The organism is Levilactobacillus fuyuanensis, assembly GCF_003946395.1.
Lineage (GTDB): Bacteria > Bacillota > Bacilli > Lactobacillales > Lactobacillaceae > Levilactobacillus > Levilactobacillus fuyuanensis.
The window spans coordinates 1-26,672 of record NZ_RHNZ01000012.1 but is presented as its reverse complement, the minus strand read 5'-3'; the positions used below and the strand labels follow the sequence as shown (position 1 = coordinate 26,672).

The 26,672-nt window shown below is 50.3% G+C and carries 19 protein-coding genes; 2 read left to right on the top strand and 17 right to left on the bottom strand.

Annotated features, from left to right (window positions below):
- Positions 1-23 precede the first annotated feature (23 nt).
- The 13 genes from EKM73_RS07670 to EKM73_RS07610 all read right to left on the bottom strand — a co-directional run bounded on the left by EKM73_RS07670 (position 24) and on the right by EKM73_RS07610 (position 17,201).
- The gene (locus tag EKM73_RS07670; protein ID WP_125701383.1) at positions 24-1,211 is read right to left on the bottom strand and encodes a phosphopentomutase; all 1,188 of its coding nucleotides are present in this window, start codon (positions 1,209-1,211) and stop codon (positions 24-26) included.
- Positions 1,212-1,240: 29 nt separating this feature from the next.
- Positions 1,241-1,930: a deoxyribose-phosphate aldolase gene (gene deoC / locus EKM73_RS07665; protein WP_125701382.1), complete on the bottom strand. Its 690-nt coding sequence runs from the start codon at positions 1,928-1,930 to the stop codon at positions 1,241-1,243.
- Between the two features lie 351 nt (positions 1,931-2,281).
- Positions 2,282-3,649 (bottom strand): 23S rRNA (uracil(1939)-C(5))-methyltransferase RlmD, encoded by a 1,368-nt coding sequence (gene rlmD, locus EKM73_RS07660; RefSeq protein WP_125701381.1) that lies wholly within the window; start codon positions 3,647-3,649, stop codon positions 2,282-2,284.
- Between the two features lie 63 nt (positions 3,650-3,712).
- Entirely contained in the window at positions 3,713-4,726 is a 1,014-nt protein-coding gene (locus EKM73_RS07655) for a diacylglycerol kinase (RefSeq protein WP_125701380.1), read from the bottom strand.
- Positions 4,727-4,743: 17 nt separating this feature from the next.
- Positions 4,744-6,165: an Asp-tRNA(Asn)/Glu-tRNA(Gln) amidotransferase subunit GatB gene (gene gatB / locus EKM73_RS07650; RefSeq protein ID WP_125701379.1), complete on the bottom strand. Its 1,422-nt coding sequence runs from the start codon at positions 6,163-6,165 to the stop codon at positions 4,744-4,746.
- Complete coding sequence (gene gatA / locus EKM73_RS07645) at positions 6,165-7,634, bottom strand: Asp-tRNA(Asn)/Glu-tRNA(Gln) amidotransferase subunit GatA (RefSeq protein ID WP_125701378.1); 1,470 nt, start codon at positions 7,632-7,634, stop codon at positions 6,165-6,167. Before gatA ends, gatB begins: the two co-directional genes overlap by 1 nt.
- Positions 7,635-7,637: 3 nt before the next feature.
- Entirely contained in the window at positions 7,638-7,946 is a 309-nt protein-coding gene (gene gatC, locus EKM73_RS07640) for an Asp-tRNA(Asn)/Glu-tRNA(Gln) amidotransferase subunit GatC (RefSeq protein ID WP_125701377.1), read from the bottom strand.
- 435 nt (positions 7,947-8,381) lie between these two features.
- Entirely contained in the window at positions 8,382-9,554 is a 1,173-nt protein-coding gene (locus tag EKM73_RS07635) for a CamS family sex pheromone protein (protein WP_164508894.1), read from the bottom strand.
- Positions 9,554-11,587, bottom strand: a complete 2,034-nt coding sequence (ligA, locus tag EKM73_RS07630) for an NAD-dependent DNA ligase LigA (protein WP_125701375.1) — start codon at positions 11,585-11,587, stop codon at positions 9,554-9,556. The genes EKM73_RS07635 and ligA overlap by 1 nt, the downstream gene beginning before the upstream one ends.
- A 23-nt stretch (positions 11,588-11,610) precedes the next feature.
- On the bottom strand, positions 11,611-13,836 hold the full coding sequence (gene pcrA / locus EKM73_RS07625) for a DNA helicase PcrA (RefSeq protein WP_125701374.1): 2,226 nt from the start codon (positions 13,834-13,836) through the stop codon (positions 11,611-11,613).
- A 448-nt stretch (positions 13,837-14,284) separates the two neighbouring features.
- A complete protein-coding gene (locus tag EKM73_RS07620; protein WP_125701373.1) occupies positions 14,285-15,460 on the bottom strand; it encodes an ATP-grasp domain-containing protein in 1,176 nt (391 codons plus the stop codon).
- Positions 15,461-15,567: 107 nt separating this feature from the next.
- Entirely contained in the window at positions 15,568-16,143 is a 576-nt protein-coding gene (locus EKM73_RS07615; protein ID WP_125701372.1) for a xanthine phosphoribosyltransferase, read from the bottom strand.
- A gap of 149 nt (positions 16,144-16,292) precedes the next feature.
- Complete coding sequence (locus EKM73_RS07610; protein ID WP_125701371.1) at positions 16,293-17,201, bottom strand: 1,4-dihydroxy-2-naphthoate polyprenyltransferase; 909 nt, start codon at positions 17,199-17,201, stop codon at positions 16,293-16,295.
- Positions 17,202-17,306: 105 nt separating this feature from the next.
- Here EKM73_RS07610 and EKM73_RS07605 point away from each other — a divergent pair, with 105 nt between their 5' ends.
- Entirely contained in the window at positions 17,307-18,284 is a 978-nt protein-coding gene (locus tag EKM73_RS07605; protein ID WP_125701370.1) for a polyprenyl synthetase family protein, read from the top strand.
- Positions 18,285-19,046: 762 nt separating this feature from the next.
- On the opposite strand, the gene cydC is transcribed toward EKM73_RS07605, so the two are convergent.
- From cydC to EKM73_RS07585, 4 genes are all read right to left on the bottom strand, one after another.
- Positions 19,047-20,783, bottom strand: coding sequence for a thiol reductant ABC exporter subunit CydC (gene cydC / locus EKM73_RS07600; protein ID WP_125701369.1), 1,737 nt, complete (start codon positions 20,781-20,783; stop codon positions 19,047-19,049).
- Positions 20,780-22,516, bottom strand: coding sequence for a thiol reductant ABC exporter subunit CydD (gene cydD, locus EKM73_RS07595; RefSeq protein ID WP_125701368.1), 1,737 nt, complete (start codon positions 22,514-22,516; stop codon positions 20,780-20,782). The genes cydC and cydD overlap by 4 nt, the downstream gene beginning before the upstream one ends.
- A 174-nt stretch (positions 22,517-22,690) precedes the next feature.
- Complete coding sequence (gene cydB / locus EKM73_RS07590) at positions 22,691-23,701, bottom strand: cytochrome d ubiquinol oxidase subunit II (protein WP_125701367.1); 1,011 nt, start codon at positions 23,699-23,701, stop codon at positions 22,691-22,693.
- Complete coding sequence (locus EKM73_RS07585) at positions 23,694-25,148, bottom strand: cytochrome ubiquinol oxidase subunit I (RefSeq protein WP_125701366.1); 1,455 nt, start codon at positions 25,146-25,148, stop codon at positions 23,694-23,696. Before EKM73_RS07585 ends, cydB begins: the two co-directional genes overlap by 8 nt.
- 287 nt (positions 25,149-25,435) lie before the next feature.
- Here EKM73_RS07585 and EKM73_RS07580 point away from each other — a divergent pair, with 287 nt between their 5' ends.
- Positions 25,436-26,383, top strand: coding sequence for an NAD(P)-dependent oxidoreductase (locus EKM73_RS07580; protein ID WP_125701365.1), 948 nt, complete (start codon positions 25,436-25,438; stop codon positions 26,381-26,383).
- Positions 26,384-26,672 lie beyond the last annotated feature (289 nt).

Below are 26,672 nucleotides of genomic sequence, written 5' to 3'. Positions count from 1 at the left end.
GATGGTTTTCCTCCTCGGTTGCGCTACTTCAAGTCAGCTAAGAAACTGTGGCCTTCGTTGTTGCCAGCCACGCCAAAGTTATCCAACACAGTTGCCCCAAAGTCTGAGAACGGTGACCGGATACCTAAGCTTCCACCCTGCTTAAAGCCTGGGGAGTAAGCCAGTAATGGGACAAATTCACGGGTGTGGTCCGTCCCAGTGTAGGTTGGGTCATTCCCATGGTCGGCGGTGATCATCAACAGGTCATCGTCATTCATGTTCGCCATCACCGTGCCGAGCCGTTGGTCAAAGTCCATCAAGGCTTGACCAAAGCCCTTAGGGTTCCGGCGGTGACCGTACATGGCATCGAAGTCCACCAGGTTCGTGAAGCAGAAGCCGGTAAAGTCTTCTTGCATGACGTGATCCACGTGGTCCATCCCGTCCATATTACTTTCGTTATGGTAGCCTTCGTCAATTCCATGACCGGAGAAGATGTCGTTGATCTTCCCAACACCGACCACGTGAATGCCAGCGGCTTGCAGGCGATCCATGTCGGTCTCACCGGTTGGTTCCAGCGTGAAGTCACGCCGGTTAGCCGTCCGCGTAAAGTGATCGGCATCTGGTCCAACGTAAGGCCGGGCAATGATCCGGCCAATCAGGTATTCTGGACCATTAACCAATGAACGGGCGTATTCACAGATTTTGTAGAGTTCATCCAATGGAATGACTTCTTCGTGCGCTGCAATCTGCAAGACGGAATCACCAGATGTGTAGACGATCAGATCGCCCTTAGCCATCTGTTGTTCCCCTAATTCAGCAATAATCTTGGTGCCAGATTCGGGACGGTTACCGATGACTTTGCGACCAGAAAACGTTTCCAATTTCTTGATGATGTCAGCAGGAAAGCCGTTAGGGAACGTGTCGAGGGCCTTACGAACGGGCAGACCCATCATTTCCCAGTGGCCATCCATGGAATCCTTACCGGCAGAGATTTCTTGCATTTTACCGTAATAAGCGTGTGGCGCATCGACTGCGGGAACACCCTCGATTGGTGTATCCCGGAGATTGGATATCCCCAATTTAGCCAGGTTCGGTAAGGCTAGCTTACCCGCGTAGTAGTGACCAACGTGACCCAGAGTATCGGCCCCGGCGTCACCGTACTTCGCAGAGTCCGGTGCGGCCCCCGTTCCAACAGAATCCATAACTAAACCGAAAATGCGTTTAAACTTCATATCCGTATCCCCACTTTCACAAACTTATTTTAGTAACCTGACTTCGTCCCAGTAGCTTCACCAGTCAAAATAGCAACGGTTGCGCTGACACCTAAACGACTAGCACCAGCATCGATCATAGCTAAGGCTTCGTCCTTGCTGTGAATCCCACCGGAAGCCTTAACGCCTAAACGGTCACCCACAGTTTCACGCATTAATTTAACGTCTTCGAGCTTGGCACCTGCGGTTGAGAACCCAGTAGAGGTCTTAACGAAGTCGGCACCAGCTTGTTCACTCAACTTGCATGCGCGAATGATTTCTTCGTTGTTCAATAGGCAAGTTTCCAAGATAACTTTGAGCAGCTTACCCTTGGCGTGAACGGCTTCGGCCAAGGCGAGAATGTCCTTGCCAACCTTATCATTGTTACCGGCTTTTAATTCACCGACGTTGATAACCATATCGATTTCTTCGGCACCATCATCGATTGCTTTGTTTGCTTCGAAAACTTCACTATCGGTTGCCATGGCCCCTAGTGGGAAACCAACAACGGCGATAGGATTGACGTCGCTGTCCTTCAATTGCTCAGCAACGAACGGAATCCAGTAGGAGTTAACACAGACGGAAGCTGTATCAAATTGCTTGGCTTCGTCACAGGTTTGCTTGATGCTAGCCTCGGTGGCATCGGCCTTTAAGTTAGTGTGATCAATGTATTTTGCTAATTGTGCAGTCGTTAATGTCATAATATGAAACCCCTTTCATTTATCACAATTAGCATAACGGATTCCTGCACGTTTGTAAAGTAAAATCTTGAAATTCTGTTCAGCAACCCCGTTAATTGTGTTACGGTGCACAGGTTGAAAATGCTTTCTGGTAAACCGCTTTACGTGTTGGAAGCAAGCTTTCATTACAGTGTCACGTGTGCAAAAAATGGCCAATCTCGTATCGGCTATGTACCTTTGGTAAGCTGAGGTATATTCAAAAAAAGACTGTTTTTGGACCCACTTTGAGCAAGTTTCAGTATTCTCCGACCTAATTTTTGCGAAAAAAAGGCCTCAGCAATCGCTCACTGAGGTCTTCATTATGTTAAAAAACTACTTTTTCACTAAAACCGTAACACTTTCCACGTGTGGTGTCTGTGGGAATTGATCGACGGGTTGGATTGGGCCGTCAATTTCGTAGCCGAGTTCTTGGAACCGGGCCACGTCACGGACCAACGTTGCTGGGTTACAGCTAACGTAAACGACCTTCTTAGGTCCCATCTTAGCGGTGGAATCAATCAGGCTTTCTGCCAGGCCCTTGCGTGGTGGATCGACCACGACAACGTCGGGCTTGATACCATCTTCTTGCCACTTGGCCATTTGGAATTCGGCCTTGTTGATTTCGAAAGTCACGTTGCTCAAATGGTTCTTCTGAGCGTTGACCTTAGCATCTTCAATGGCTTCGGAGACCACATCGACCCCGTAGACTTGCTTGGCATGCTTAGCCAAGGCCAGTGAAATCGTCCCGATCCCACAGTAGGCATCGATCACAGTTTCTTCACCGGTCAGACCAGCCTTGTCGATGGCCATTTGGTACAGCTTTTCGGTCTGTTGCGGGTTCACTTGGTAGAATGACCGGGCCGAAATGGCGAAGGTCAACCCTAACAGGCTATCCTCGATAGTAGGCTTGCCGTACAGCGTCCGCGTCACGTTACCCATGATGACATTCGTCTTCTTGGCGTTAACGTTCAGGACGATGCTGGTGACCTCTGGTAAGGCCTGGTGAATCTGATCGACCAATTGGGCCTGACTTGGCATCTTCTGCGTCCGGCTGATCAGCACAATCATCATTTCATGACTGTAATAACCACGCCGAACCATGATGTTGCGGATAACACCCTTGTCACTGATTTCATTGTAGGCTGGAATCTCAAATTGACGGAGAATGTCGCGCACCTTGACAATGGCAGCGTCAATGGCTGGATCTTGAATGTAGAAGTCCGTCAAGGGGATCAAGTCATGGCTGTGTTGCCGGTAGAAACCGGTCTCCAGTTGACCCTTGATCATCCGAACAGGGACTTGCGCCTTGTTCCGGTATTGGGTAGGATTTTCCATCCCCAACGTTGGGGCAACCTCAACATCTTGGTGGTCCTTGCTAAATAATTCAGCAATCTGGTGTTGCTTGAACTTCAATTGGGCTGGGTAAGCCAAGTGTTGCAGAGGGGCAATCCCAGTTTGGCGGTACGTCTTGTCAACGTCCGTCACCCGGTCTGGTGATTCGGACTTCCAGGCGATTGCCCGGGCAAAACCATAATGGCTTTGAACTTTAGTGACCTGAATCGTCAGTTCTTCGCCAGGTAAGGCATTTTCGATGAACAATGGGAAATCGTCCACCTTAGCCACACCCATCCCCTGATAAGTCAGGTCGGCGATCGTGACGTCGAGGCGTTCATTCTTTGCTACTGGTGCTTTAGTTTTCATGTGTACTCCTTAATGAGAAAGGGACTTTGCCACTAAATGTTCGTGCAAAATCCCTTCAGTATCTTAATCTTCCGTTTGACGTTCGCCTTCGGGCAGGCTTTCGACCTGCTTGACGAAGCGCTGTTCTGCTTCCAGAACTTCCGGTGATTCACTAGTAACCGCCGAATCTGGGATAGCGTCTAGGTTGGCGTACATCTCAATGTGTTGACCGAGGTTTCGGAACTTCATTGGGGCATCGCCACCATACTCGCCATCCAAGTTGATCATCATTCGATCCTCGACCGGCTTGGCGATCACCTTGCTGGTCTTCTTGTAAATGATGTGGGGGTCGTTGATGTGCTTCCCCCCGTTCAAGACTAAGCCCATCAACCGGAGAATTTCCGGCATGCTGGCCGTCTTGACGATGATCATGGTGAACTTCCCATCATCCAACGCGGCATCGGGCACAATCTGCTCGAAACCCCCGATGGAATTGGTCAGTGCCAAGAGAAACATGGACGCCTTACCGCGGAAATGACCACCGTCATAGGTCAAGTCCATATCAATGGGCTTGATCCGTGGCAAGAGCTCGGCACCCTTCAACAGGTATGCCAGATAGCCGAAGATGGACTTCAAGTTAGATGGGACGTCGTAAGTCAGCTCCGTTAGTAGTCCCCCACCGGCGATGTTGATAAAGTAAGTCTCACCCGCCTGACCGATATCCATCTTGATGGTCTGATCCTTCAGGACAACCTTCGCTGCCGCCAACGGATCTTCGCGCGGGATGTGAAGCGCCCGGGCATAATCATTCGTGGTACCGGCAGGAATAATGGCCATTTTAGGACGATGCGGCAATCCAGCAATCCCGTTGACAACTTGATTGATCGTCCCATCGCCCCCGGCAGCCACGATCAACTCAAAGCCAGCTTTCGCCACTCTGGTCGCTTCGTTTTGTGCCGAGTTAGGATCGGCTGTGGTGGCAAAGGCACTCGTTTCGTACCCCGCCTGTTCAAACACCGCTAGAATATCAATCAGGTCTTTTTTCAGTGCTTCACGCCCTGAAGTTGGATTATAAATGACCCGTGCCCGTTTACGCATGATGTGCCTCCATTGCTCTATTGCTGTAATGCTGCCATCAACAATTTGTTAACGACTTGCGGGTTAGCTTGCCCGTGCGTTTGCTTCATGATTTGACCAACTAAGAACCCAACGGCCCGTTTCTTACCGTTGTTAAAGTCTTCGATGGATTGTGGATTTGACTGCAAAACATCGTCGACGATTGGCTGTAACCTAGCAGGATCTGACAATTGTACCAGGCCGTTCTTCTCAACGAATGCCTTAGGTTCTTCACCATTGGTAATTGCCTTGAAGACCTTCTTGGCCATCTTGCTAGAAATCGTCCCGTCAGAAATCAGGTTGATCATGCCAGCCAGGTTAGCTGGTTTCAGCTTCGTGGCTTGTAAATCAACGTGGTTGTCGTTCAGGTAGGCGTTAACGTCCCCTTGCAGGTAGTTAGCGGCCATCTTAGGATCTGCCTTCAACGCAACCGTCGCATCGAAGAAGTCAGACATTTCCTTGGTCTGGGTGATAACCATGGCGTCATAATCCGTTAAGCCAAGCTCGTTAACGTAACGTTCACGCCGCTTAGTTGGCATTTCTGGCATGGCATCGCCGAGTTCCTTGATCCAGTCATCACTGATGTTCAGTGCTGGCAAGTCGGGTTCTGGGAAGTACCGGTAATCATCAGCGCCGGCCTTGACCCGCATCAGAATGGTTTCACCGGTCTTTTCGTCAAACCGCCGCGTTTCTTGTTGAACCGCGCCGCCAGACATCAAGACTTGTTGTTGCCGCTTTTCTTCGTACTCCAACCCACGTTGCACGTAGTTAAAGGAGTTCAAGTTTTTCAGCTCAGTCTTGGTCCCGAACTTTTCTTGACCGACAGGCCGAACGGAAATGTTGACGTCGACCCGCATGGACCCTTCTTCCATCTTCACGTCGGAGATCCCGGTAAATTGGATACGTTGACGCAGTGCTTCCAAGTAGGCGTAAGCTTCAGCAGGTGAAGCGATATCTGGCTTAGAAACGATTTCAATCAACGGCGTCCCTTGCCGGTTCAAATCGACGTAAGAATAGTCACGTTCATGGGTGTTCTTCCCGGCATCTTCTTCAATATGCATTTCAGAAATACCGATCTTCTTCTTCACGCCATCAACGTCAACTTCGACCCAACCGTCATGACCGATAGGCTTGTCGGATTGGGTAATCTGGTAAGCTTTAGGATTATCAGGATAGAAGTAGTTCTTCCGGTCAAAGTGCGTGTGTTGTTCAACGGTCGCATGTAAGGCCAAAGCCGCAATGATTCCGTCGGCAACGACGCCCTTGTTAGTCGTTGGTAGAACACCAGGATAACCAAAATCAATGACGTTGGTGTTGGCGTTAGGGTCAGCACCGTAAGCAACGGGGGATGGGCTAAAGATCTTTGAATTTGTCTTTAACTCAATGTGGACTTCTAGTCCAATCGTAGTTTCAAAGTTCATTAGTTTTGACCTCCTAACGTTGGTACTTGCAAATGAAAGTCCGTGCTTTGCTCGAAGGCGTACCCTGCTTTGTACAGCGTGCTTTCATCGAATGGCCGGCCAATCAATTGCATCCCGACTGGCAAGTTGTTGCTAAAGCCAGCAGGTAGTGAGAGTCCTGGTAACCCAGCCAAGTTGACTGGAATCGTCAGGATATCGTTCATGTACATCGTGATTGGATCCTTGATCTCAGCGCCCAAATCAAATGCAGGCGTTGGTGCAACGGGTCCCATGATGAAGTCGTGGTCTTTCAAGACCGCTTTAAAGTCATTAATGATGACCGTCCGGACCTTGGCAGCCTTTAAGAAGTAGGCGTCATAGAATCCAGCGGACAGAGAGAAGGTCCCTAACATGATCCGACGCTTAACTTCGTCGCCAAAACCTTCGGAACGGGACTTCACGTAGACGTCTTCCAAGTTCTTAACGTCCTGTGCCCGGTACCCGTAACGAATCCCATCGAACCGTTGCAGGTTAGATGAGGCTTCGGATGAAGCGATGATGTAGTAAGCAGCGACCCCGTACTTGTTGTGTGGTAAGGAAACTTCGTCGACCGTGGCACCTAACTTGCGGTAAGTGTCAGCGGCAGCCAAGATGGCGTTCTTCACGTCTTCGTCGACCCCTTCGGCTAAGAATTCCTTAGGCAAACCAATACGCAAGCCCTTGACGCTAGTTGCGTCGTTTAAGTCCTTGGCAAAATCAGGAACTGCCTGGGTTGAACTCGTCAGGTCATGTTCGTCATGCCCAGCAATCGTGCTTAAAATCGTGGCGTTATCCTTAACACCACGCGTCAATGGCCCGATTTGGTCCAGACTAGAACCAAAGGCAATCAGACCCCAACGGGAAACCCGACCGTACGTTGGCTTCATCCCAACCACACCGTTAAATGCGGCAGGTTGCCGAATGGAACCACCGGTATCGGTTCCTAAGGCAGCAACCACTTGACCAGAGGCCACAGCGGCTGCGGAACCACCAGAAGACCCACCGGGAACCTTGGTTTGGTCCCAAGCGTTCTTCGTTTGCTTGAAGGCAGACGTTTCAGTCGAACCACCCATGGCAAATTCATCCATGTTGGTCTTCCCAACCGTGATCATTTGCGCATCGGCTAACTTGGTCGTGACCGTAGCGTCGTAGATTGGATTAAAGTTGGTTAAAATCTTGGAAGCAGCCGTCGTCGTTAAGTCCTTGGTGACGATGTTGTCCTTGATGGCAACGGGAATCCCAGCTAAAGGCTGGTCTTCCTTGATGCCAGCAGCATCGACCTTAGCAGCTTGATCCAGTGCAGCGTCTTCGTTTAAAGCTAAGAAGGCGTCGATCTTTGGGTCAGTTGCCTTGATGTTGTCGAAGGTTGCCTGCGTCAATTCCTTAGCACTAAGCTTCTTAGCGACCAAGTCGGCGTGGAGACTGGCGAGATCTTGTTTAAAGTAATTCATCTGTTAGTTATCCTCGCTTTCGTCAATGATGGCCGGCACTTTAATGAAGCCGCGAGCGGCATCTGGTGCGTTCTTAAGCAGTGCTTGGCTCTGCCCCCAGTTATCGGCGACATCTTCACGCATAACGTTTAATTGATCAGATACATTGTTCGTTGCTTCAACGCCGTCAGTATCAACTTCGCTGAGCGTTTCAAAAAGGCCAATAATGTCATCAAGTTGGGGCGTGAAAGCATCCAACTGGGCATCCGTAAATTCAAGTTTTGCCAAACTGGCAACGTGTTGAACTTGGTCTCGATTAATTCGATTAGCCATCAATATCCCTCTTTCTAATTTATCCGCATTCACCGTTTATCCCCAACTTACTTGAAGATAAACATACATTAATATTCTACCATATATCCGCAGTACACCAAAGATTCTGACAAGAAAATGGTTGTTTTTCTGTGACCTCATTTAGATTCCGAGGTAACCGGACTAGAATGCGGCTGGCTTTCAACTCGAAAAAAGTTGTCTTGAACTTTTCTCCGGGATGTGGCTACCGCCGAATGCCCATAATAACAGTTAGTCCGCCCGATAACAACACATTTGCGCCTAACTTATCACTTTCTGGTACAAGTGAGTCATGCCACTATCCGCCCACCAAATCATTATCATGTGAAATAATATGGCGCAGATAAGACAAAAGTCGCGGTGCCCCTCGTCAAAACGACGAAAGGACTCCGCAACTTTGTTTAAAATTCATTTATTTTAGTAACTGTTAAAGACGTGACTGGTAAACTTCTTTGCACCACTCGCACGAGACAGGAAGCTCTGCGTCCCATCGGTCGAGGAAACCGTAATGTCAATCGGCACCCCGGATGGCAGATACTTCTGAGCCGCCGTTTGGAGATACTGCGTAAAGCTGATGATTTCCGTTTGACTGTAGAACTGGATGGTGATGTTGACGTGCATCCCCTGTAAGTTCTTACCGTCGTAACGCGCTTGGGCTGTCACCCCACTCAGGTTCGGGAAGAAGTTCTCGACCTGCGTCTTAAAGTTCGTAAAGGAACTCTCGTCGTTACTGTTAGGACTGCTTGAACCACTCTCAACTGGGAAGACGTAGTTCTTTTCACCAAGCGGTGTCCAGCTCTTTACACTGGTTGCGCCGGCCTTATTATTCGAGTACGCCATGAAGGTTCCACCGACCAAGCTATCGTTAGAGGCTTGCCGGTAAACGGCGATCACAATCGGCACGTTCTTCAACGCGGACTTCTTCCGCAGACGCTGAAGCACCGTGTCGGCTGCCTTCTTGGCATACGCCTCGCCAGCAGCCTTGCTGATCTTCGTCTCATAGGTTGCCCCATACTGGGTCTTCTTGTAGTAGTCAACCGAGTTTACGGCAATCCCAATCGTCACGCCGCTCAGTGAAAGCTTGTTGTCCTTTTGCGTCATGTAATCCTGCTCTTCAAGGGCTTGGATGTAGACGGGATTCCGCTTGCTTGGCGAGGTTGAACCGTTGCTAGCAGGATTCAACCCGTCTGGATTAGATTTAGACTTCCGATCCAACCAGTTCTGGACGGTTGAAGAGCTCAGGTACTGGCCTTCTTGGAACACGTACTTCTTCGTTGAGAAGACCTTCTTTGAGACACTGAGCATCCCATTTTCAAAGCTCTTCAAGTTATACGTGTTACCAGAATCCTGGCTGTTCGTGACCCCACGAGACTTACTCGTCTGGTAGTGTCCACTCTTGATGACACCTTCATAGTCCCCGTCCGTCGACTGACCGGTTAACTGGGTGCTCCCAGATTTACCACTACCGCCAGAACTCGAAGACATGCTGGAACTACCTAAATTACCACACGCAGCCAAAAATAACGGAACCGCAGCTAACGCGATAAAAGTTCGTAACCGTTTCACGACTTGTTTCCTCCTAAAGGTCATCATTTATTCTCATTCATTGCCGCCTGCAATTGGGCTTCATTCCAAACGGGAACGTTTAGGCTCTGAGCCTTAGTGAGCTTGCTACCAGCCGCCTCACCAGCAATCAACAGGTCTGTCTTCTTCGAAACGGACCCAGTTACCGTGGCACCGTGCTGTTCTAACCATGCTGTGGCCTCTGGTCGGGTCAGCTCTTGAAGCTTCCCCGTCAGAACCACGCGTTGCCCAGCGAACTGACCCTCAGTATCAACGGGCGTTCCCGCGCCACTGGTATAGGTCAGATTAACGCCAAGATCCGCAAGCTCACGCATCAAGTCTTGGACCTGATCACTGCTAAAGTACGTCACCACGCTATCGGCGATGATGCCACCAATGGTATCGATGGCCGCAATCGTCTCGCTATCGGCAGCCATCAAGCTGTCGAGATCACCAAATTCTGCCGCAATGGAACGGGCAGCCTTGGCGCCAACGTGACGAATGCCCAAGCCAAATAGCAAACGTTCTAATGAATTATTGCGACTATTATCGATTGCTGTCAAGAGGTTTTGGGCTGACTTCTCCCCAAATTTATCTAAAGTTAATAATTGGTCGGCAGTCAACCGGTATAAACTGGCCACGTTGCTGACTAATTTCCGGTCAAATAACTGGGCCACAATCTGCGGACCCAAGCCGGCAATGTTCATCGCATTCCGGGAGGCAAAGTGATTCATCCCCTCGGCTAACTGCGCTGGACAGTTAGGATTGATACAACGCAAGGCAACTTCCTCATCCAAGTGAACCAGCTCCGCCCCACAGGAAGGGCAGTGCGTTGGAATTGGGTAAGGTTCGGCATCTGCTGGACGTTTAGCCGCGACGAATTGCGAGATCTCGGGGATGATATCCCCCGCTTTGTGCAATAATACCGTATCACCAATCCGAATATCCTTAGCCTCCAAATAATCCGGATTGTGCAGGGAGGCCCGAGCGACCGTGCTCCCAGCCAATGCGACTGGGGTCATCACGGCAGTTGGCGTGACGATGCCCGTCCGGCCCACGGTCCATTCGATATCCAAGATTTCCGTCTGAACTTCCTCGGGTGGAAATTTGTAAGCAATCGCCCACCGGGGCACCTTGACCGTGGCACCTAATGACCGTTGCAGAGGCAATGAGTTCGCCTTGATGACGATTCCATCGATACCGTACGGCAGGTCGCTACGTTGTTCCTGATAGCGGTCAATATAGGCACCGACCTCAGACATGTTGTGCGCCACCTGATAGCTAGGATTAGTCGTGAAGCCCAATTCAGCCAGTTCATCCAGCAAGCCACTCTGCGTTCGCGTATTGAGCGGTTCGTAGTCAGCAATGTTATACATAAACGTTGCGAGCTGGCGATCCGCCGTCACTTGAACGTCCAATTGTCGTAAGGAACCAGCCGCGGCATTCCGTGGATTGGCAAATGGCGCCTTACCAGCGGCTTCTCGCCGTTCATTTAACGCCAAGAAGGCCGCCTTGGGCATGTAGCATTCGCCCCGCACGTCAATGGTCAACGGGCGGCTCAACGTTTGTGGAATTGACTTGATTGTCTTTAAATTGGCCGTAATGTCCTCGCCAATCTGACCGTTGCCTCGCGTGGAACCCTGAACGAACTCCCCGTTCTCATAGCGTAAAGAAATAGCCAAGCCATCGATTTTTAATTCACAGTTATAGTCAAAGTCCTCTTCAACGTTGGCACGAAGCCGATCATCAAATTCACCCAACTCCTCTAGTGAGAAGACGTCGCCCAATGAAAGCATTGGAATCTCGTGTGTGACCTTGGGTAAATCTCCCCGCGTTGTCCCACCGACCCGCTGTGTGGGTGACTCCGGCGTCACAATATTGGGAAAGGCCGTCTCCAATGCAACTAGGCGTGCATAGACGCGGTCATAGACGTCGTCCTCTACGGCTGGTGCATCCGCATCGTAGTATTGTTTCCCCCACGTTACCAATTGGGGACGCAATTCGGCCGCTTCGGCTGCGGCCTGTTCTTCGGTTAAAGCGTTAATGGGTTTATCAGTCATGTTAGCCTCCCACGTTAACTTTTTTAATCAACTCGCTTGATTGGTGCAAAGGCAGCTAACAGCCGCTTAACACCCTGTTCTGGAAACGCAATATCCAGTTCGGCATCTTCCCCGGTACCACTAACCTTGACCACGGTTCCGATACCCCACTTCTTATGACTGGCCTTGTCGCCAATACTCCAGGCAACCTTACCAGCACCCGTGCCAGTAGGTTCGCTGACCCGACCGGTCTTGCCGTGATATGGTGTGGCAACGGCACTAGCCGTTCGCCGTGCAAATGGCACGTCTCTGCGGCTTGGTGTTAAGCCGGCCTTGCTTTCACTGTAGTCCAAGTGCAACAATTCTGGTGCAATTTCAGTAATGAATCGTGATTCAGGGTTGTTCTGACGCCGACCGTAAAGCATCCGCGAGTACGCATTGGTCAGATACAACTTCTGCTGAGCCCGCGTAATCCCAACATAGGCCAGCCGACGTTCCTCTTCCAACTGATCATCTTCGAGCATTGCCCGTGATAATGGGAAGATCCCTTCTTCAAGCCCCATCAGGAAGATGACTGGGAACTCGAGCCCCTTAGCGGCATGGAGCGTCATCAACGTGACCTCAGCCGGTTCTTCTTCGACATCATCTTGTGCGGAGACCAAGGCCAAATCAGCCAAGAATTCAACCAAGCGGTCTTCATTCTCATCGTGATCTTCGTTGTCCCAGCCATCATCGAACTTTTGCGTAACGGACAGGAATTCTTCAATGTTTTCGATCCGGGTCTCGGCTTCCAACGACTTGGAGGCCTTCAATGCGGCCATGTAGCCCGTCTGATCCAGTAATTGACTGGTAATGTCAGAGACGGTCGCCGTGGCAGCGGCGTCCTGGACTGCCTTGATAGTCAGTCCAAACTTTTCCATGGCGTTGCGAATTCTCGCACCCAGGTTCGTTGCGAGGCTGACGTTTTGTGTCGCTTCCAGTTCGGACCAGCCATTAAAATCAGCAAAGTCACGCAACTTGGTCAAGCTCGTCGCACCAATTCCCCGTTTAGGTTCGTTGATGATCCGTTCCAGACTCATTGAATCGGCTGGATTAACGATCAACGTCAGGTATGCCAAGACATCTCGAATTTCCTTACGGTCGTAGAACTTGTGGCCCCCGACCATGGTGTAAGGGATGTTAGCTTTAACCAGTGTTTCTTCAATCACCCGTGACTGGGCATTGGTCCGGTACAGGATGGCAAAGTCACCGTAATCGTGATGATTCTGTTCACGTTCTTCCTGAATCTTAGCCACCACGTAATGCGCTTCATCATTTTCATTTTGCCCCCGATAATAGGAGATCGGGTCACCCTCTGGATTCTCGGTCCACAGGTCTTTTTTCTTCCGGTTCACGTTGCGTTGAATCACATCGTTTGCGGCCTTCAAAATGGTCTTGGTCGACCGGTAATTCTGTTCCAACATGGTGACGTGTGCGTCGGGATAGTCGTGCTCAAAGTTCAGAATGTTTTCCATGTTGGCCCCTCGCCAACCGTAGATACTCTGGTCCCCATCCCCAACGACACAGAGGTTGTTATACTTCTTAGCCAGCATATTGACCAGCATATATTGCGCGTCGTTGGTATCCTGATATTCGTCCACGTGAATGTACTGGAACTTGTCTTGATAGTGCGCCAAGACTTCCTTTTCATCGTTAAATAGCTTGATCGTCAACATGATTAGGTCATCAAAATCCATGGCCTGATTGGCTTTCAATTGTCGTTGGTAGCTTTCGTAAACATCGGCGACCGTCGTCTCAAATGGATTGCCTGCGGCCTCACGCATCATTGCCGGCGTCTGTAAGGCATTCTTGGCATTCGAAATTGCCCCCAGGACAGACCGTGGATCAAACTTCTTAACATCTAAATTCTGGTCCTGTAAAACCCGCTTGATCAGTGTCCGTTGTTCACCGGTATCGGCAATCGTAAACGCCCGGTTGTAGCCCAACTTGTCAGCATCTCGCCGCAAGATTCGGACACACAACGCATGGAACGTGGAGACCCACACGTCGTTACCGTCAGGACCTAATAGCTTGGCCACCCGTTCCCGCATTTCCTTAGCGGCCTTGTTCGTAAAGGTAATCGCTAGGATGCGCCACGGCATAACGTTGTTGTGCTCGATCAAGTAGGCTACCCGGTGCGTCAAGACCCGCGTCTTCCCACTACCGGCACCCGCCAATACTAGAAGGGGCCCCTCAGTCTGAAGGACAGCCTCCGTTTGTTTATCATTCATGCCAGTTAACAATTCTTCTCCTGCCACCGTGAACACAATCCTCTCTGTAGTTAGTCCTGACTATTATAGCAAAATTCCGGGGTTGACGACACCGCCAGGGCCTAAATAAGTCATCCCCTTTTACCCTTGAAATCACTGGGTTCCGTGCCCCTAACCGCCCGTCATTTGCCAACGTCGGAATTTAAATAATTATCAAATTTTAGATTTTAAAGAAAGCTGTGCCCTTACTAAGATGCGCACATACGTTCCCTTTTTGTCATCTATCATTGTAGCAAATATCAGAGGCCACGCCTACCACCCGTAGCTATCTTTTCAAATCTCTTATTATCAGATTAATACTGGCCCAACCAATCTAGGTGTTTAGCCTCAGTAGACAGCAAAACTGCATCTTCCTGGTGCGGTTAACAACCAGGCCAATGCAGTCTCACGTTAGTTTTTAAAATTAAGCTTATTCATTCGTTGTTGTATCATTTGGTGTAGCGGCCGCCACACTGGCATCATCTGACCAGATGCCCGTATCATCTAATTGATCCAGAATTGGCTTGATGCTGTCTCCTTGCACGGCGATATGCCCCATGACATCGTTATCTTCCTGATGCTTCAAGTGATAGAAGGTAAAGTGCCAGTTGGCCTTCAATTGCCACTGCGTCCGCATTGCGGGCAGTTGGGCCGTGGTAAAGGCCGCAGTCACCGCTGGCGTCAGGATGTGGGCCGAAGCCAATGGCAAGCCGGCAATGGCCCGCAGATGTTGATCGAATTCCGTTAAATTAGCAGCGGCTTCGAAGACGTAGCCCGTCTCACTCGGGGCTGGGACGATCTTCTTGACGTAGATGGCACCACTGCTCGTGAGGTAGAAGGATACTTCAAAGACCCCCACGTAGTTCACGTGCTTCGTCACCTCTGTCGCGATCCGCTGAATCTCACCGGCAACGGCATCATCGACCTGCGCTGGCACCCATGTCCGTACGGGCCGGTCGTCTACCGACTGTGTTTCCGTAATTGGAAAGGCTTGGCCGTTACCGTCTTGGTCGCGCGCCACAATAATGGAGTACTCACGATCATAGGCAATTTGGGATTCAAGAATGTAGGTCCCCCAGTCGAGGAGCCCCGCCGCCTTAGCGATATCCGTTTGGGTCTTGATGACCAATTCACGACCTCGAGACCATTCCTTTTGAATCGGTTTGAGGACGCACGGATACCCAATCGAGTTGATGGATTGGTAGACGTCATCGAGATTGATGATCGTCGCATATGGCGCAATATTGACGTTTAATTGTTCGAAGAATGCCCGTTCCAATAGCCGATCTTGCATCATTTCGAGCATGTCCGATCCCTGGGGAACCCGTGTGTATTGGGCCAAGAATTTTACAACGCTAGTGCTGACGCGATCAGAGTCGTAAACGATTGCCGCGCAACTTTCCGCAAAGTGCTGCAATTTATCACTATCTTTGTTACTACCGACTGCTTTAAAATCTGCTAACTGTAACGCTTCACTGGTTTCGTCAGCGCCGTACGCACCGACTCGTAACCCCATCTTGCGGGCGGTAGTCACTAACATTGCGGCATTTGCGCTGTTACCGATCACCCCAATGGTATCTCCAGGATATAAGACCGTGTTCGCCAATTTGCTCCCTACTTTCTAACTCAAATTTAGATGATTGCTAAAAATAATCAGACACTTCAACACTTATTTTAAAGTTTGCGTAGTGAATAAACAAGCAAGGTGTTTAGTTAATCTTCCGCAAAAGTAACCGTGTTATTCTCAAAGGCAGCGATGCTTGCTAGGGCCTCCAATTGAATGCCCGCATCCGTCACCATTTTGTGCCCCTTTTGGAACCGTTTCTCAATCACGACACCCACACCGGCGACCTCAATCTGCGCCGTCTTGGCGATATCGAGTAGTCCCTGGACAGCCTGACCATTGGCCAAGAAGTCATCGATGATCAGCACCCGGTCTTCGGGACTGAGGAACCGACGATCGATAGAAATATCGTTATTGACCTGTTTGGTATACGAATAAACCTTCGCCGTATATAAGTGATCGGTCAGCGTGAGACTCTTGTGCTTTCGAGCAAAGATTACGGGCACATTCAAGTGCAACCCAGTCATCACGGCGGGAGCAATTCCCGAGGATTCTACCGTCAGGATCTTCGTGATGCCAGCGTCGGCAAACCGCCGCGCAAATTCAGCACCCAATTGATTCATGAGTTGTGGGTCTACCTGGTGATTCAAAAAATTATCGACCTTAAGGACGTTTCCCGGTAATACGGTGCCGTCCTGGCGAATACGATCTTCTAAAAGTTTCATGACAACGCGGCCTCCATTAGTCCTTGTTTAGAGTCTCATCCGAGATCGCCGGTTAAGCTGTGAACGACCTCAAAACAGACATGCTTGTTTATATTCTACCCGACTGAACCTTAAAATCACAACGGCCCGGCCCTAAAATTTACGAAGGCTTAACCAATCCATAACCCAAGCAACTCTGCTAAGACCGTGGTCAGCGCTAGGATAGCCAAGTTACGAACCGCCAAAATAAATGTCTGTTTTTTGACCTGAATCCGGAAAAAAGCCGCCACATTTCGGTAAATTAGTGGGATACTGATTAAGGACAGCAGTGACCAGGCTGGCAGATCCCCAATCAAAACACTCGCAATCAATGACAGATACCCGACAATGTAAAACCCAGCAAATAACCATAAGGAATGTCGTTTGCCCAAATAATAAACAATGGTCTTGCGCGCTAAATCAAGGTCTTCCTTTGCGTCACAAATGTTGTTGGCCAACAGTAGCGCGGCAATGGCCATGACGGCAATTCCGGAAGCCAGCAAAACCCGCGCCATGAGTCCGCCGGTAAATTGAGTCGTCTGATACAGATTCAAGTAAACGGTGATTAGCATGATTAGGTAGCCCATGGTAAATCCGGCAAAGAACTCGCCAGTGGGCGTCCCGGATAACGGCTTGGGACCACCCGCATACAGGTAGCCCACTAGGAAACACAGCACGCCCATGACCAGTAACGGCCAGCCGGTGACCCAGACCAGGTAAAGACCAATCACCCCAGCAATCACGGCGAAACTAGCCATCAAAGCAAAGACTCGGTGAATGTGAAGGTGCTGCACGCCAATGATGTTGGTCTTCTTTTTCCACTCGGCGGCCTGATTGCCAGCCTTGGTGTAATCCTGATAGTTATCATTGATATCAACGGCCATATTGAAGAGTAGCATCGCAATAAAAAACAGCGCTGTGACTCCCCAGTTCAGGTGATGGAAGTTGGCCTGAACAAAGATTAGACCCAGTAAAAACGGCCAAACCGACGCAATCTTCGCTTTGATTTCAACTAATTCAAAAAAGATATTGAGTGTCAACGTAATCCCCCCGCAAATAAATTATAATTAGATGATAACCTTTATTTGACAACGTTTCCACTTGCCAGTAAGATAAATTTTAACGTACATATAGTGAGGTGCAGTATGGATCGACAACTTTGGCGGCAATTTCCCCAGGTGGAACCGCAACTCGTCGCGCTACAAGATTACTTGTTAGCCGCGGTCCAGTTAGATAACCAACCCATCCACAGCAAAATATTAGCTCTACTCAACGCCGGTGGTAAGCTCCTACGCCCCGGTTACTTTTACCTATTCGCCGCATTTGGTGATGCGGCCACGCCAGCACAGCTTCAGGCTGGTGCCGCAGCCCTGGAAATTCTCCACGTAGGCACGCTGATTCACGATGACGTCATCGACGAGTCTCCCACTCGCCGTGGGATTCGCACGATTCAGATGAAATACGGACAACGTAACGCCATCTACGCCGGTGATTTCATGTTCACCGCCTACTTTAACCAGGTGCTCAAGTCTACCGACGACCGTGACCTGATTCAGAATCACATCGATGCTATGCACCGGATTCTTCAGGGGGAACTCAGCCAGATGGCACTGAACTACCGCGAGGACGTGAGTGTAGACGCCTACCTCAAGGAGATTGCGGGCAAAACGGCTGAGCTCTTTGCGCTGAGCTGTTACCAGGGCGCCCGGTTAGCCGGTGCCCCCACTGCCGTCACCGAAGTTGCCCGTGAAATTGGGCTGACGATTGGAAGTGCCTATCAGATTCTAGACGATATCCTAGACTACGCCGGTAATCCCAAGAAGACACGCAAACCGGTGTTAGAGGATCTGCGTTCAGGCGTTTACTCCTTACCACTAATTTTGGCAATTCCCAAGGCACCACGCGATTTTCACCGACTGCTGAAAAAGAAACAAGACATGACGACTGCAGATATCGAACAAGTTCAGAATTTAGTGACACAATACGATGGCGTCGGTGCTGCCCGCAAGTTAGCTACGGACTTGACTGACCAGGCTTTGGCCCTGATTGGCCGTCTACCCGCAAGTCAGGCAGCGACTGATCTCGCCAGCTTGACGGGGATGCTCCTTCGCCGCGATCACTAGTTGGTATGGTCCACTATACAGGAGTCAGCTAGAGAAGCCAGGATAATCGTACCTAGCCCCTTAGTTGCCTGCAACGCCAACTGTTTCTCCGTGAAATGAGACAATAGCTTTCAAGATCACCGGCACATTATGCTGGTGATCTTTTAGTTTGTCTGCCGAACGATACTGTCAAACGATCATTGCTGAGATTGCGCGGTTCGTGAGCCATATTATCAGGCGTTTTAACTACTTAAAGGGTGGCTACGATTACTGAGCCGTTCGCTTGCGAATGAACTGGCCATTCCGTATCATGACAGTTGAGCCCAGCAAGTACCACACAATGTTCGCTCTCAGTTTTCAATATCAAGACTCGCCAACCGAATTATCGCAAGTTTCCACACAACCAACAAGCAGTGGCGCAATTCACTTTCTAACATGGAAAAACGTTTCCTTTGTTCCGAGATACAAGCACACACACCCAAACACATCCCATAGACAACGATCCCTATGGGGCCATACAAAGCGCTGGACTCGCTCCACGTTTCACAGGCAACACAGAATCCTCTGGACAACCCACCAGAGGATTTTTTTTAATCAAAAAGAGTGCGACAAAAGGCGGTGAGCTGGTGAGCATTAAGGTTGCTAACCGAATAATCCCGAACTTGGCGTGTTTGGTTAGTAGTTTTAAGCGGAACCGGCTGCCTTTTGGCGCACGTTTCGGCCATATAAGATAGCAAAGGAGCCTGGGATTTTGTCCCAGGCTCCTAAAATCCACAACGCTATTTACCGGCCCCGATCCAAATCATACAGCGACTGGAACCGCGGATTGTCCCGATATAGTTCTGCGGGCGTCCCCTGCATGTCGAAGTGTCCGTCCTCAATAAAGCGGACCTGATCGACGTGGTTGATTCCCGCCAGATGGTGCGTTACCCAGATAATCGTCTTATCATGCAGGACATCAAACACCGTATCCAGCAGATGCTGCTCGGTAATGGGATCCAGGCTGACGGTGGGTTCATCCAAGATAATAATTGGCGCGTCTTGCAACAAGATTCGTGCCAGAGACAATCGCTGCCGTTCCCCACCGGAGAAGCGACTACCGGCCTCTTGAACCTGGGTCTGATACCCCGCCGGCAAGCGCGCAATCAAGTCATCCAGTTCCACGGCCTTGACTGCCGCCATAACCTCTTCATCGGAGGCGTTGAGGTTCCCCAACCGGACGTTATTCATCACCGTCGTATTGAACAGATACGGCTGTTGGTCGAGCACCCCAAACAATTGGGCTCGCTGATCCTGTAGTCGAGCAATCGGCTCTCCATTCAAGGTAACCTGACCGCTCGTCGGTGTTTCATCGCCCAGCATCAGCTTCAATAACGTACTCTTCCCAGTTCCGCTTGGCCCCAACAAGGCCAGCTTTTCTCCGGGATGCAGCGTTAACGATAGATCGTCGATAACCTCACGTGAGGCTCCCGGATACGTGAACTTTACGTGATCCAGCTTCAATTCGTTCAGCTCACCAATCGTCGTCTGTTCGACCTGCTTCGGTTCATTTTCATCCAACGCGTTGACTCGCTTGATGGAATCCTGGTAGACCGGCCACTCGCTGACCCCCTGGCTCATATCGGCAAAGGGCTCCACGGTCGGAAACAGTGCCAGCCCAAAGGCAGCGACCCAGTTGGCCTCCGCTTGATTGTGGGTAAACATGACACCGGCCCACCATACCAGCAAGATGACCGCGGCACCAAAGATAAATTGAATGGCAAAGTTGCGCCACCACTGGAAATGATGATCGGCCCGCCGCAACGAGGCAATCTCATCGATTGGCGCGTCCTGTTGTGCCAGAAAGTCGTGACGCCGACCAGAAATCAGCCAGTCACCTAAACCCAGCACAGCATCTGTCAATTGGGTGTAGAAGGTCCGCTGTACCTGTCGGGCTTGAAACTCTCGCCGACCGTTAACGGCCACGGACAAGAGTGGCATCACAATCACAATGACCCCCAGCAGGATCAGCATCAATAGCCCAAAGGCCCAGTTAAAGTAGCCGATACCGATGACGACGAAGGCGTAGAGCAACCAGCCAATCACCAAGGGAAAGACCGTCCGCAAATACAGGTTCTCAATGTGGTCAATGTCCTCGGCGAGGATGCTTAGGACATCCCCGGTCTGGTGCGTCTGCCGAATCGCCACGGCCTGCTTCTCAACGGCCTCATAGAGTCGCTTCCGAAAGTCTGAAACGATACGCAGCACCCAGTTGTGGCTGGTCAACCGTTCCGCATAGCGAAAGGCTGGCCGCCCGATCCCGAAGGCCCGGGCTAAAACGATCGGCACATAAATCATCAAGATGTTGTAGGGATGCGTGGCCGCCCGGCTAATCAGATAGCCGGAGTTAAACATCAGTGCGCCCCCACAGAAGAAGGTCATGAAGCCCAGGAACAGAACCAATACCAGTAGTTTCTTGTAACGACGGAGATAGGGCATGACCCAGTGATCATTTTTAAATGTCGCAAAGAATCCCTTCATTTGACCGTCGCCCCTTCCATTTCAGACCGCAACCGCACGTACGCGCCGCCCTGTTGCTGAAGTTCGGCGGGCGTCCCTTGCTGGACAATCTCGCCGTGATCCATGACTAAGATATAATCCATTTCATTCATCCAATGTAGCCGGTGGGTCGCGAAGAAGACCAGATGGTTGTCGAAGACCGGTAGCATCGTCTGCTTTAACTCAACTTCCGTCTCAATATCCAAATGCGCCGTGGGCTCGTCGAATAATAGGATTCGCCGCGAATCGTCCAGGAAGGCTCGGGCCAACGCAATTCGTTGGGCTTGCCCCCCACTGACGCCCCGCGCGCCTTCACCAATCGGTGTCTCTAACCCAGCCGGTAATGTGGCGATCCAGTCAGTCAGACCAGCCTTCGCCGCCGCTGCGGTAATCGCATCATCACTCGCATCGGGCGCGTAGAAGGCCAAGTTATCGCGCAGGCTGGCATGGAAGAGATACGGTGCCTGTGGAATATACACAAAGCTACGTTGCCAAGCCTGTTGGTCGAGGTGTGGGACAGTTGTCCCTCGCACCTCAATCTGGCCGTCAGCCGGGCTCAAGAAGCCCCCTAGCGTGTTGATCAGTGTAGATTTCCCAGAACCGGAAGCCCCGATGATTCCCACCTTTTGAAAGCCATGAACGTCAAAATTAATATCCTTCAACGTCGGCTTGTCAGCATCACCGTAGCTGACATTGACGTGATCAAATTTGATCGCATCGTTCGCCTGCCAAACGGGGTCCCGTACGGGCAACAAGTCCCGGTCAGTCGGTGTCTCCCGCTGTAAGACGTCCAGCACCGCTGTCAGGGCGTTCTTCCCGTTTAGCGTCGCGTGATAGTCATTCGCAAAGTTACGAATTGGCGCAAAGTAATCTGGTGCCAGGGTCAAAATGATTAAGGCTGGCAACAATTGAATCGATCCGTTCATCAGACCAAAGCCTAAGAAGACGGCAATAATGGCGATGGACAACGTCGTGAAGAAATCCAAGGCAAACGTCGAGGTCATCGCAATCGTCAGGGTCGACATCGTCTTCTTCCGATAGTCCTCACTGACCTGATAGACGTTGTTGGCATAGGTCTTGTTCAATCCCAACTGCTTTAACGTCGGTAGTCCACGTAGGGTATCGACAAAGTGATTGGATAGCCGCTGGTAGCCCGCATACTGCCGGTCGGCTTTGGCCTGCGCCGCGAGTCCCAGAATAATCATGAAGAAGATAATTAACGGGTAAATGGCTAACAGGAACAGCGCCTCTTTCCACTGGATCAAGGCTATGTAAATCAACACGATCCACGGCGTCAGCGACAGATCCAGCACCTTGCCAATAATCAGCATCAAATACGTCTGAATCTTATCGATCCCTTCAAGCCCCATCGTGACCACGTTCCCGGTCCCCTTCTGTGCAACGACGCTGGGACCGAGATCAAACAACTTGGCCATGAACTGCTTCCGCAAGGTCTTCGTCGTCTTCTCCACGAACGGATACAGGAGCCAATTCTGCGCTAGCGTTAGGAGATGACGAGCCAGAAAGGCCACGGCAAACAGCGCTAGTGGCGCCACAATGGTCCGCACGGATTTCATGTGCCACAGGTTCACGATGGCAATCGACAGGTATCGCGCCTGAAAGATAATCATGAAAGCCTGAATGAACGTCAAAACGGCCATGACCGCTGCGGCCGGCTTGACGCCCGGAAATTTAAAAACACGTTGATCAATCACAATAACGCCCCCTCTAAACAAGTAAGTCTTACTGCTATAATACAGCTTTAACCGTTACATTTCGAGCGCTTACATCGCTGATATCAGACATTTTAAGCGTCCTCATCACCCACCTTCATGCCACTCAAAAAGGACGCCGCCCAAAGACGACATCCCCGATTGCTTTCATTTAAGCTAAGCGCTCTGCTTTGGTGAAGCCAGGCGCTTGTAGAAGACCCAGTAACTCCAGATGAAGTAGATCAGCACGATCGGTAGAATACTGAACGTGAGAATCGTCATCAGGTGAAGCGTGTACGGTGAGTTTGAAGAATTCTTGATCAGTAGCGAGTTGGCCGGGTTGTTGGCGATCATGACCCGTGGGAATAACCCATTGAAGATCAGGACAACCACACTAATCAGCGATAACCCACTGCCGACAAAGGACAGCCATTCGTGGTTCCCCAGAACACCCCAGTAAGCCAAGGCGGTGAAGATGACCAGTGCCACGACGATTGCCGTGGTGGTCATTGGCTTCTTGGCGAAGAAGTCGGTGGAGAAGAATAACAGAACGGCGAAGAGCACTTCCCCAGCGAATAAGACGGGGTAAAGAATCTTGTTCCAGGCCAAGGCCCGGTCCCGCAAGCCGCCAGAGGTCTTCAGGCGGATGAAGTTCAAGCCGTGAACCAGACTCAAGACGGTCACAGCGACCCCACCAACGAGGGAGAACAGGTTCACGTAATCGCCAAAGTGAGCGGTCATGTCACCATTCTTATCGATTGGCATCCCGGCAATCATCGCGGTGAACAGCATCCCGAAGAGGAAGGCTGCACAGAAGCTCCCGATAGTCGAGGCCCATTCCCAGAAGCTCCGCCAAGTATCCGTTTTCATATTTGCCCGAAACTCGAAGGACACGCCCCGGAAAATCAGGGCAGCTAGAATCAAGAATAAAATCAGATAGAAACCAGAGAATAAGGTGGCGTACCACATTGGGAAGGACGCGAACATCGCCCCACCGGCAGTGATCAACCAGACTTCGTTACCGTCCCAGTGTGGGCCGATGGTCTTGATGACCACGTCCCGTTCGTCACTGTTCTTGGCGAAACTCTTCACCAACATCCCGACACCGAAGTCGAACCCTTCAAGGAAGAAGAAACCACTAAACAACACGCCAATGAGAATGAACCATACAAGCTGCAGGCTAGTCATGGTTGAACGCCCCCTTCGAGTAAGGATCTAACTCTTTCGTATCACCAGCTGAGTAGCCGTCGGTGTTCTCGGCATCCGGACCAGCCTTTAACGTCCGGTGGCAGAGGATAATCATGACGAGCCCCATGATGGCAAACATCGCGAAGTAAACGATGTTCGTTGTCAGCAGTGAGGCCACAGATACATTCGGCGAAACCGCGTCGGCAATGGTCAACAGGCCATAGACGATCCAAGGGTAACGACCAAATTCAGTGATAAACCAACCAGCGGTGTTGACAACAAACGGTAACCACAGGCACAGTCCCATGATGTAGAGGAACCAGCGCTGCTTCATAATCAATTGCGATCGCTTACGGTTAAAGATCAAGCCCACGATGGCGAGTAAGGCGAACAGGGCCCCAGCACCTGACATGATTCGGAAGCTCCAGAACAGCGTCTTAGTTGGGACGTAGTAGTTCATGTCGCTCCCAAACTTCTTATCGTACTTCGCGTGCATATCTTTATTGACTTGATTCATGCCTTTAACGGTCCCAGTCGTCTTGTGATAACTTAATAAGTTCAGAACGTAAGGCACATCGACGGACCAAGTGGTCTTGTGTTGCTTCGTATTGAAACCAGAGACAGCGGCCCATTCACCCTTGTTGGTTGAGTTCTTGTAGAGCCCTTCCATGGCGGCGAACTTCATGGGCTGGTTGTTGATCAGGTAACGACTCTGCAGGTCACCAGTTGCGATGGACCCCAGAGAGAAGATTAAACCGATAACCAAGGCAACGTTCAATGACTTCCGGTAGAAGTCCACGTGGTCTTTCTTAAGTAAACGCCAAGCACAGCACCCAGCGATGACGAAGGCAGCGGTTACAAAAGCCCCGAAAATAACATGCGGGAACTCATTCCACAGCTGCGGGTTCCCCACCACTTTACCGAAACTGACCATTTGAACGTGACCAGTCTTCTGGTTGATGATGTAGCCCAAAGGATTTTGCATGAAACTGTTGGCCGCCAGAATCCATAATGCAGATAGTGAAGACCCGAACATAACTAACCAAATAAAGAGCGTGTGGACCCACTTATTGAAGCGGCCCCAAGTAAACATCCACATCCCAATGAACGTAGATTCCAAGAAGAATGCAGCCAGGGCTTCAATGGCCAATGGTGCACCGAAGATGTCCCCCATGAACCGAGAGTATTCGGACCAGTTCATCCCGAATTGGAACTCTTGAATGATACCGGTAACTACACCGACGGCGAAACTGTAGAGGAACATTTTGCCCCAGAACTGCGCCATCTTCTTGTAGTCCTCATCACCCTTGATGGCATACATGGTTTCCATGACTGCCACCACGAAGGCTAACCCGATTGAAAATGGAACGAAGAAGAAGTGAAAGACAGTGGTCATTCCAAATTGGAACCGCGCTAGGCCTAGGATATCCAGACCAAGATTTAGCATTTTTCTAACCTCCCCAAACGTTATTAGTGTAAATAAATAATTGCTGTCTTGTGTTCATTATATCTAGTGATAAGTGAATTTTCAATGGTTGCGCCCCAATATCACCAAAGTTGATGGTATATATTCGAAATTCGTGTGTTAATTGTTCGGTGACTTTCGTAACACTTCTGAAAATGTGTGTTATGTTTGCCAACAAATTATGCATGCGCTTTCAAATTTAACGGATAAAAGACACAAAGTCGTGCTAAAATAATAGATAAGTAATAGGTATGAGGAGGTTTTTCATCATGACAGAACGTGTACTTGCCTTACAACCCTTGGCAGCAGAACAACGGGTGCAATTGGAAAAGACTGGTGTCGAGGTCGTCGACGCTAAAAACTGGGAGGCAGCAGCGCCCATCACCATCATCTTTGGCTGGGACAAAAAGATTGGCCCGGCGGCCTTGATGGCGCCAAATAACCAGGTCAAATGGATTCAAACGGTCAGTGCTGGGATCGACTACCTGCCGCTGGACTGGATCAAGGCCCATGACGTCCAGGTGACCAATGCCAGTGGCGTCTACTCACCGGCGATTGCAGAATCGACGCTGGGCTACCTGCTGTACTTTGTGCGGGGCTTTAACGAAGCCGTGAAGAATCAGGCCGGTCACTTCTGGCAGGTGCCTGCACGGGATGATTTGAGCATGCTGGCGAGTCAGAAGGTCGTCATCTACGGTACCGGGAGTATTGGCCAAGCGATTGCGACCTTATTGAATGGCTTCGGCAATCACCCATACGGGGTCAATCGCTCGGGTCACCCGGTAGAGGGCTTTGCGGAAACGACTAACTTAGACAACGATAGCACCCTGCTGAAGGATGCGGACGTGGTGATCAATGCCATGCCAGCGACCAGCACGACCGTCCACTACTTCGACGAAAGCTTCTTCAAGCAATTGGACGGGCTCAACATCTTCGTTAACGTGGGCCGCGGCAAATCGGTCGACCAACAGGCGCTGATGAACGCCCTCCTCTACCAAAACGTGTTGCACGCGGCACTGGATGTGTTTGAAGAAGAACCGTTGGCTAAGGATTCCCGGCTGTGGGATTACCCGAACGTATTGGTTACCCCACACCAAACTGGATTCGCTAAGGAAAATACGAAGCCAATTCTGGATATTTTCGGGAAGAACCTGACGAGTTGGTTGGCTGACGGCAGCTTGTCGGTTAATTTGACGGATGTGAGTTTGGGGTACTAAAACAAAGGAACTTCTTAAATAAGGTGTCATCGCCTAGGAGCGCTAAAAGCCCCTGGTGATGACACCTTATTTTATTTGGTGTAAAAGTTTCGGTCAATTTTTGTCAGATCAAGACTGGCCCCAGTTCATACAGGATGGCAGCCATCCTGTATGTGATATCGCTATCAATAAAGTAATTATATCGCCATCTTTTTTAGCTTTACAAAATTAATGGTTCTAAAATATCTGTTGTTGGTAATCAAACGAATTTGATTACTGGCAACGGATGTTTTTGTATAATCAAAGAATG

What these genes read in the sequence shown, in the direction of transcription:
- EKM73_RS07605 (WP_125701370.1), top strand. Translation starts at nt 17,307, where the DNA reads ATGGATCGACAACTTTGGCGGCAATTTCCCCAGGTGGAACCGCAACTC.
- cydB (WP_125701367.1), bottom strand. Translation starts at nt 23,701, where the DNA reads ATGACTAGCCTGCAGCTTGTATGGTTCATTCTCATTGGCGTGTTGTTT.
- gatA (WP_125701378.1), bottom strand. Translation starts at nt 7,634, where the DNA reads ATGAATTACTTTAAACAAGATCTCGCCAGTCTCCACGCCGACTTGGTC.
- EKM73_RS07635 (WP_164508894.1), bottom strand. Translation starts at nt 9,554, where the DNA reads ATGACCTTTAGGAGGAAACAAGTCGTGAAACGGTTACGAACTTTTATC.
- EKM73_RS07670 (WP_125701383.1), bottom strand. Translation starts at nt 1,211, where the DNA reads ATGAAGTTTAAACGCATTTTCGGTTTAGTTATGGATTCTGTTGGAACG.
- rlmD (WP_125701381.1), bottom strand. Translation starts at nt 3,649, where the DNA reads ATGAAAACTAAAGCACCAGTAGCAAAGAATGAACGCCTCGACGTCACG.
- EKM73_RS07655 (WP_125701380.1), bottom strand. Translation starts at nt 4,726, where the DNA reads ATGCGTAAACGGGCACGGGTCATTTATAATCCAACTTCAGGGCGTGAA.
- gatB (WP_125701379.1), bottom strand. Translation starts at nt 6,165, where the DNA reads ATGAACTTTGAAACTACGATTGGACTAGAAGTCCACATTGAGTTAAAG.
- cydC (WP_125701369.1), bottom strand. Translation starts at nt 20,783, where the DNA reads ATGAAGGGATTCTTTGCGACATTTAAAAATGATCACTGGGTCATGCCC.
- gatC (WP_125701377.1), bottom strand. Translation starts at nt 7,946, where the DNA reads ATGGCTAATCGAATTAATCGAGACCAAGTTCAACACGTTGCCAGTTTG.
- deoC (WP_125701382.1), bottom strand. Translation starts at nt 1,930, where the DNA reads ATGACATTAACGACTGCACAATTAGCAAAATACATTGATCACACTAAC.
- EKM73_RS07585 (WP_125701366.1), bottom strand. Translation starts at nt 25,148, where the DNA reads ATGCTAAATCTTGGTCTGGATATCCTAGGCCTAGCGCGGTTCCAATTT.
- pcrA (WP_125701374.1), bottom strand. Translation starts at nt 13,836, where the DNA reads ATGAATGATAAACAAACGGAGGCTGTCCTTCAGACTGAGGGGCCCCTT.
- EKM73_RS07615 (WP_125701372.1), bottom strand. Translation starts at nt 16,143, where the DNA reads ATGAAACTTTTAGAAGATCGTATTCGCCAGGACGGCACCGTATTACCG.
- EKM73_RS07580 (WP_125701365.1), top strand. Translation starts at nt 25,436, where the DNA reads ATGACAGAACGTGTACTTGCCTTACAACCCTTGGCAGCAGAACAACGG.
- ligA (WP_125701375.1), bottom strand. Translation starts at nt 11,587, where the DNA reads ATGACTGATAAACCCATTAACGCTTTAACCGAAGAACAGGCCGCAGCC.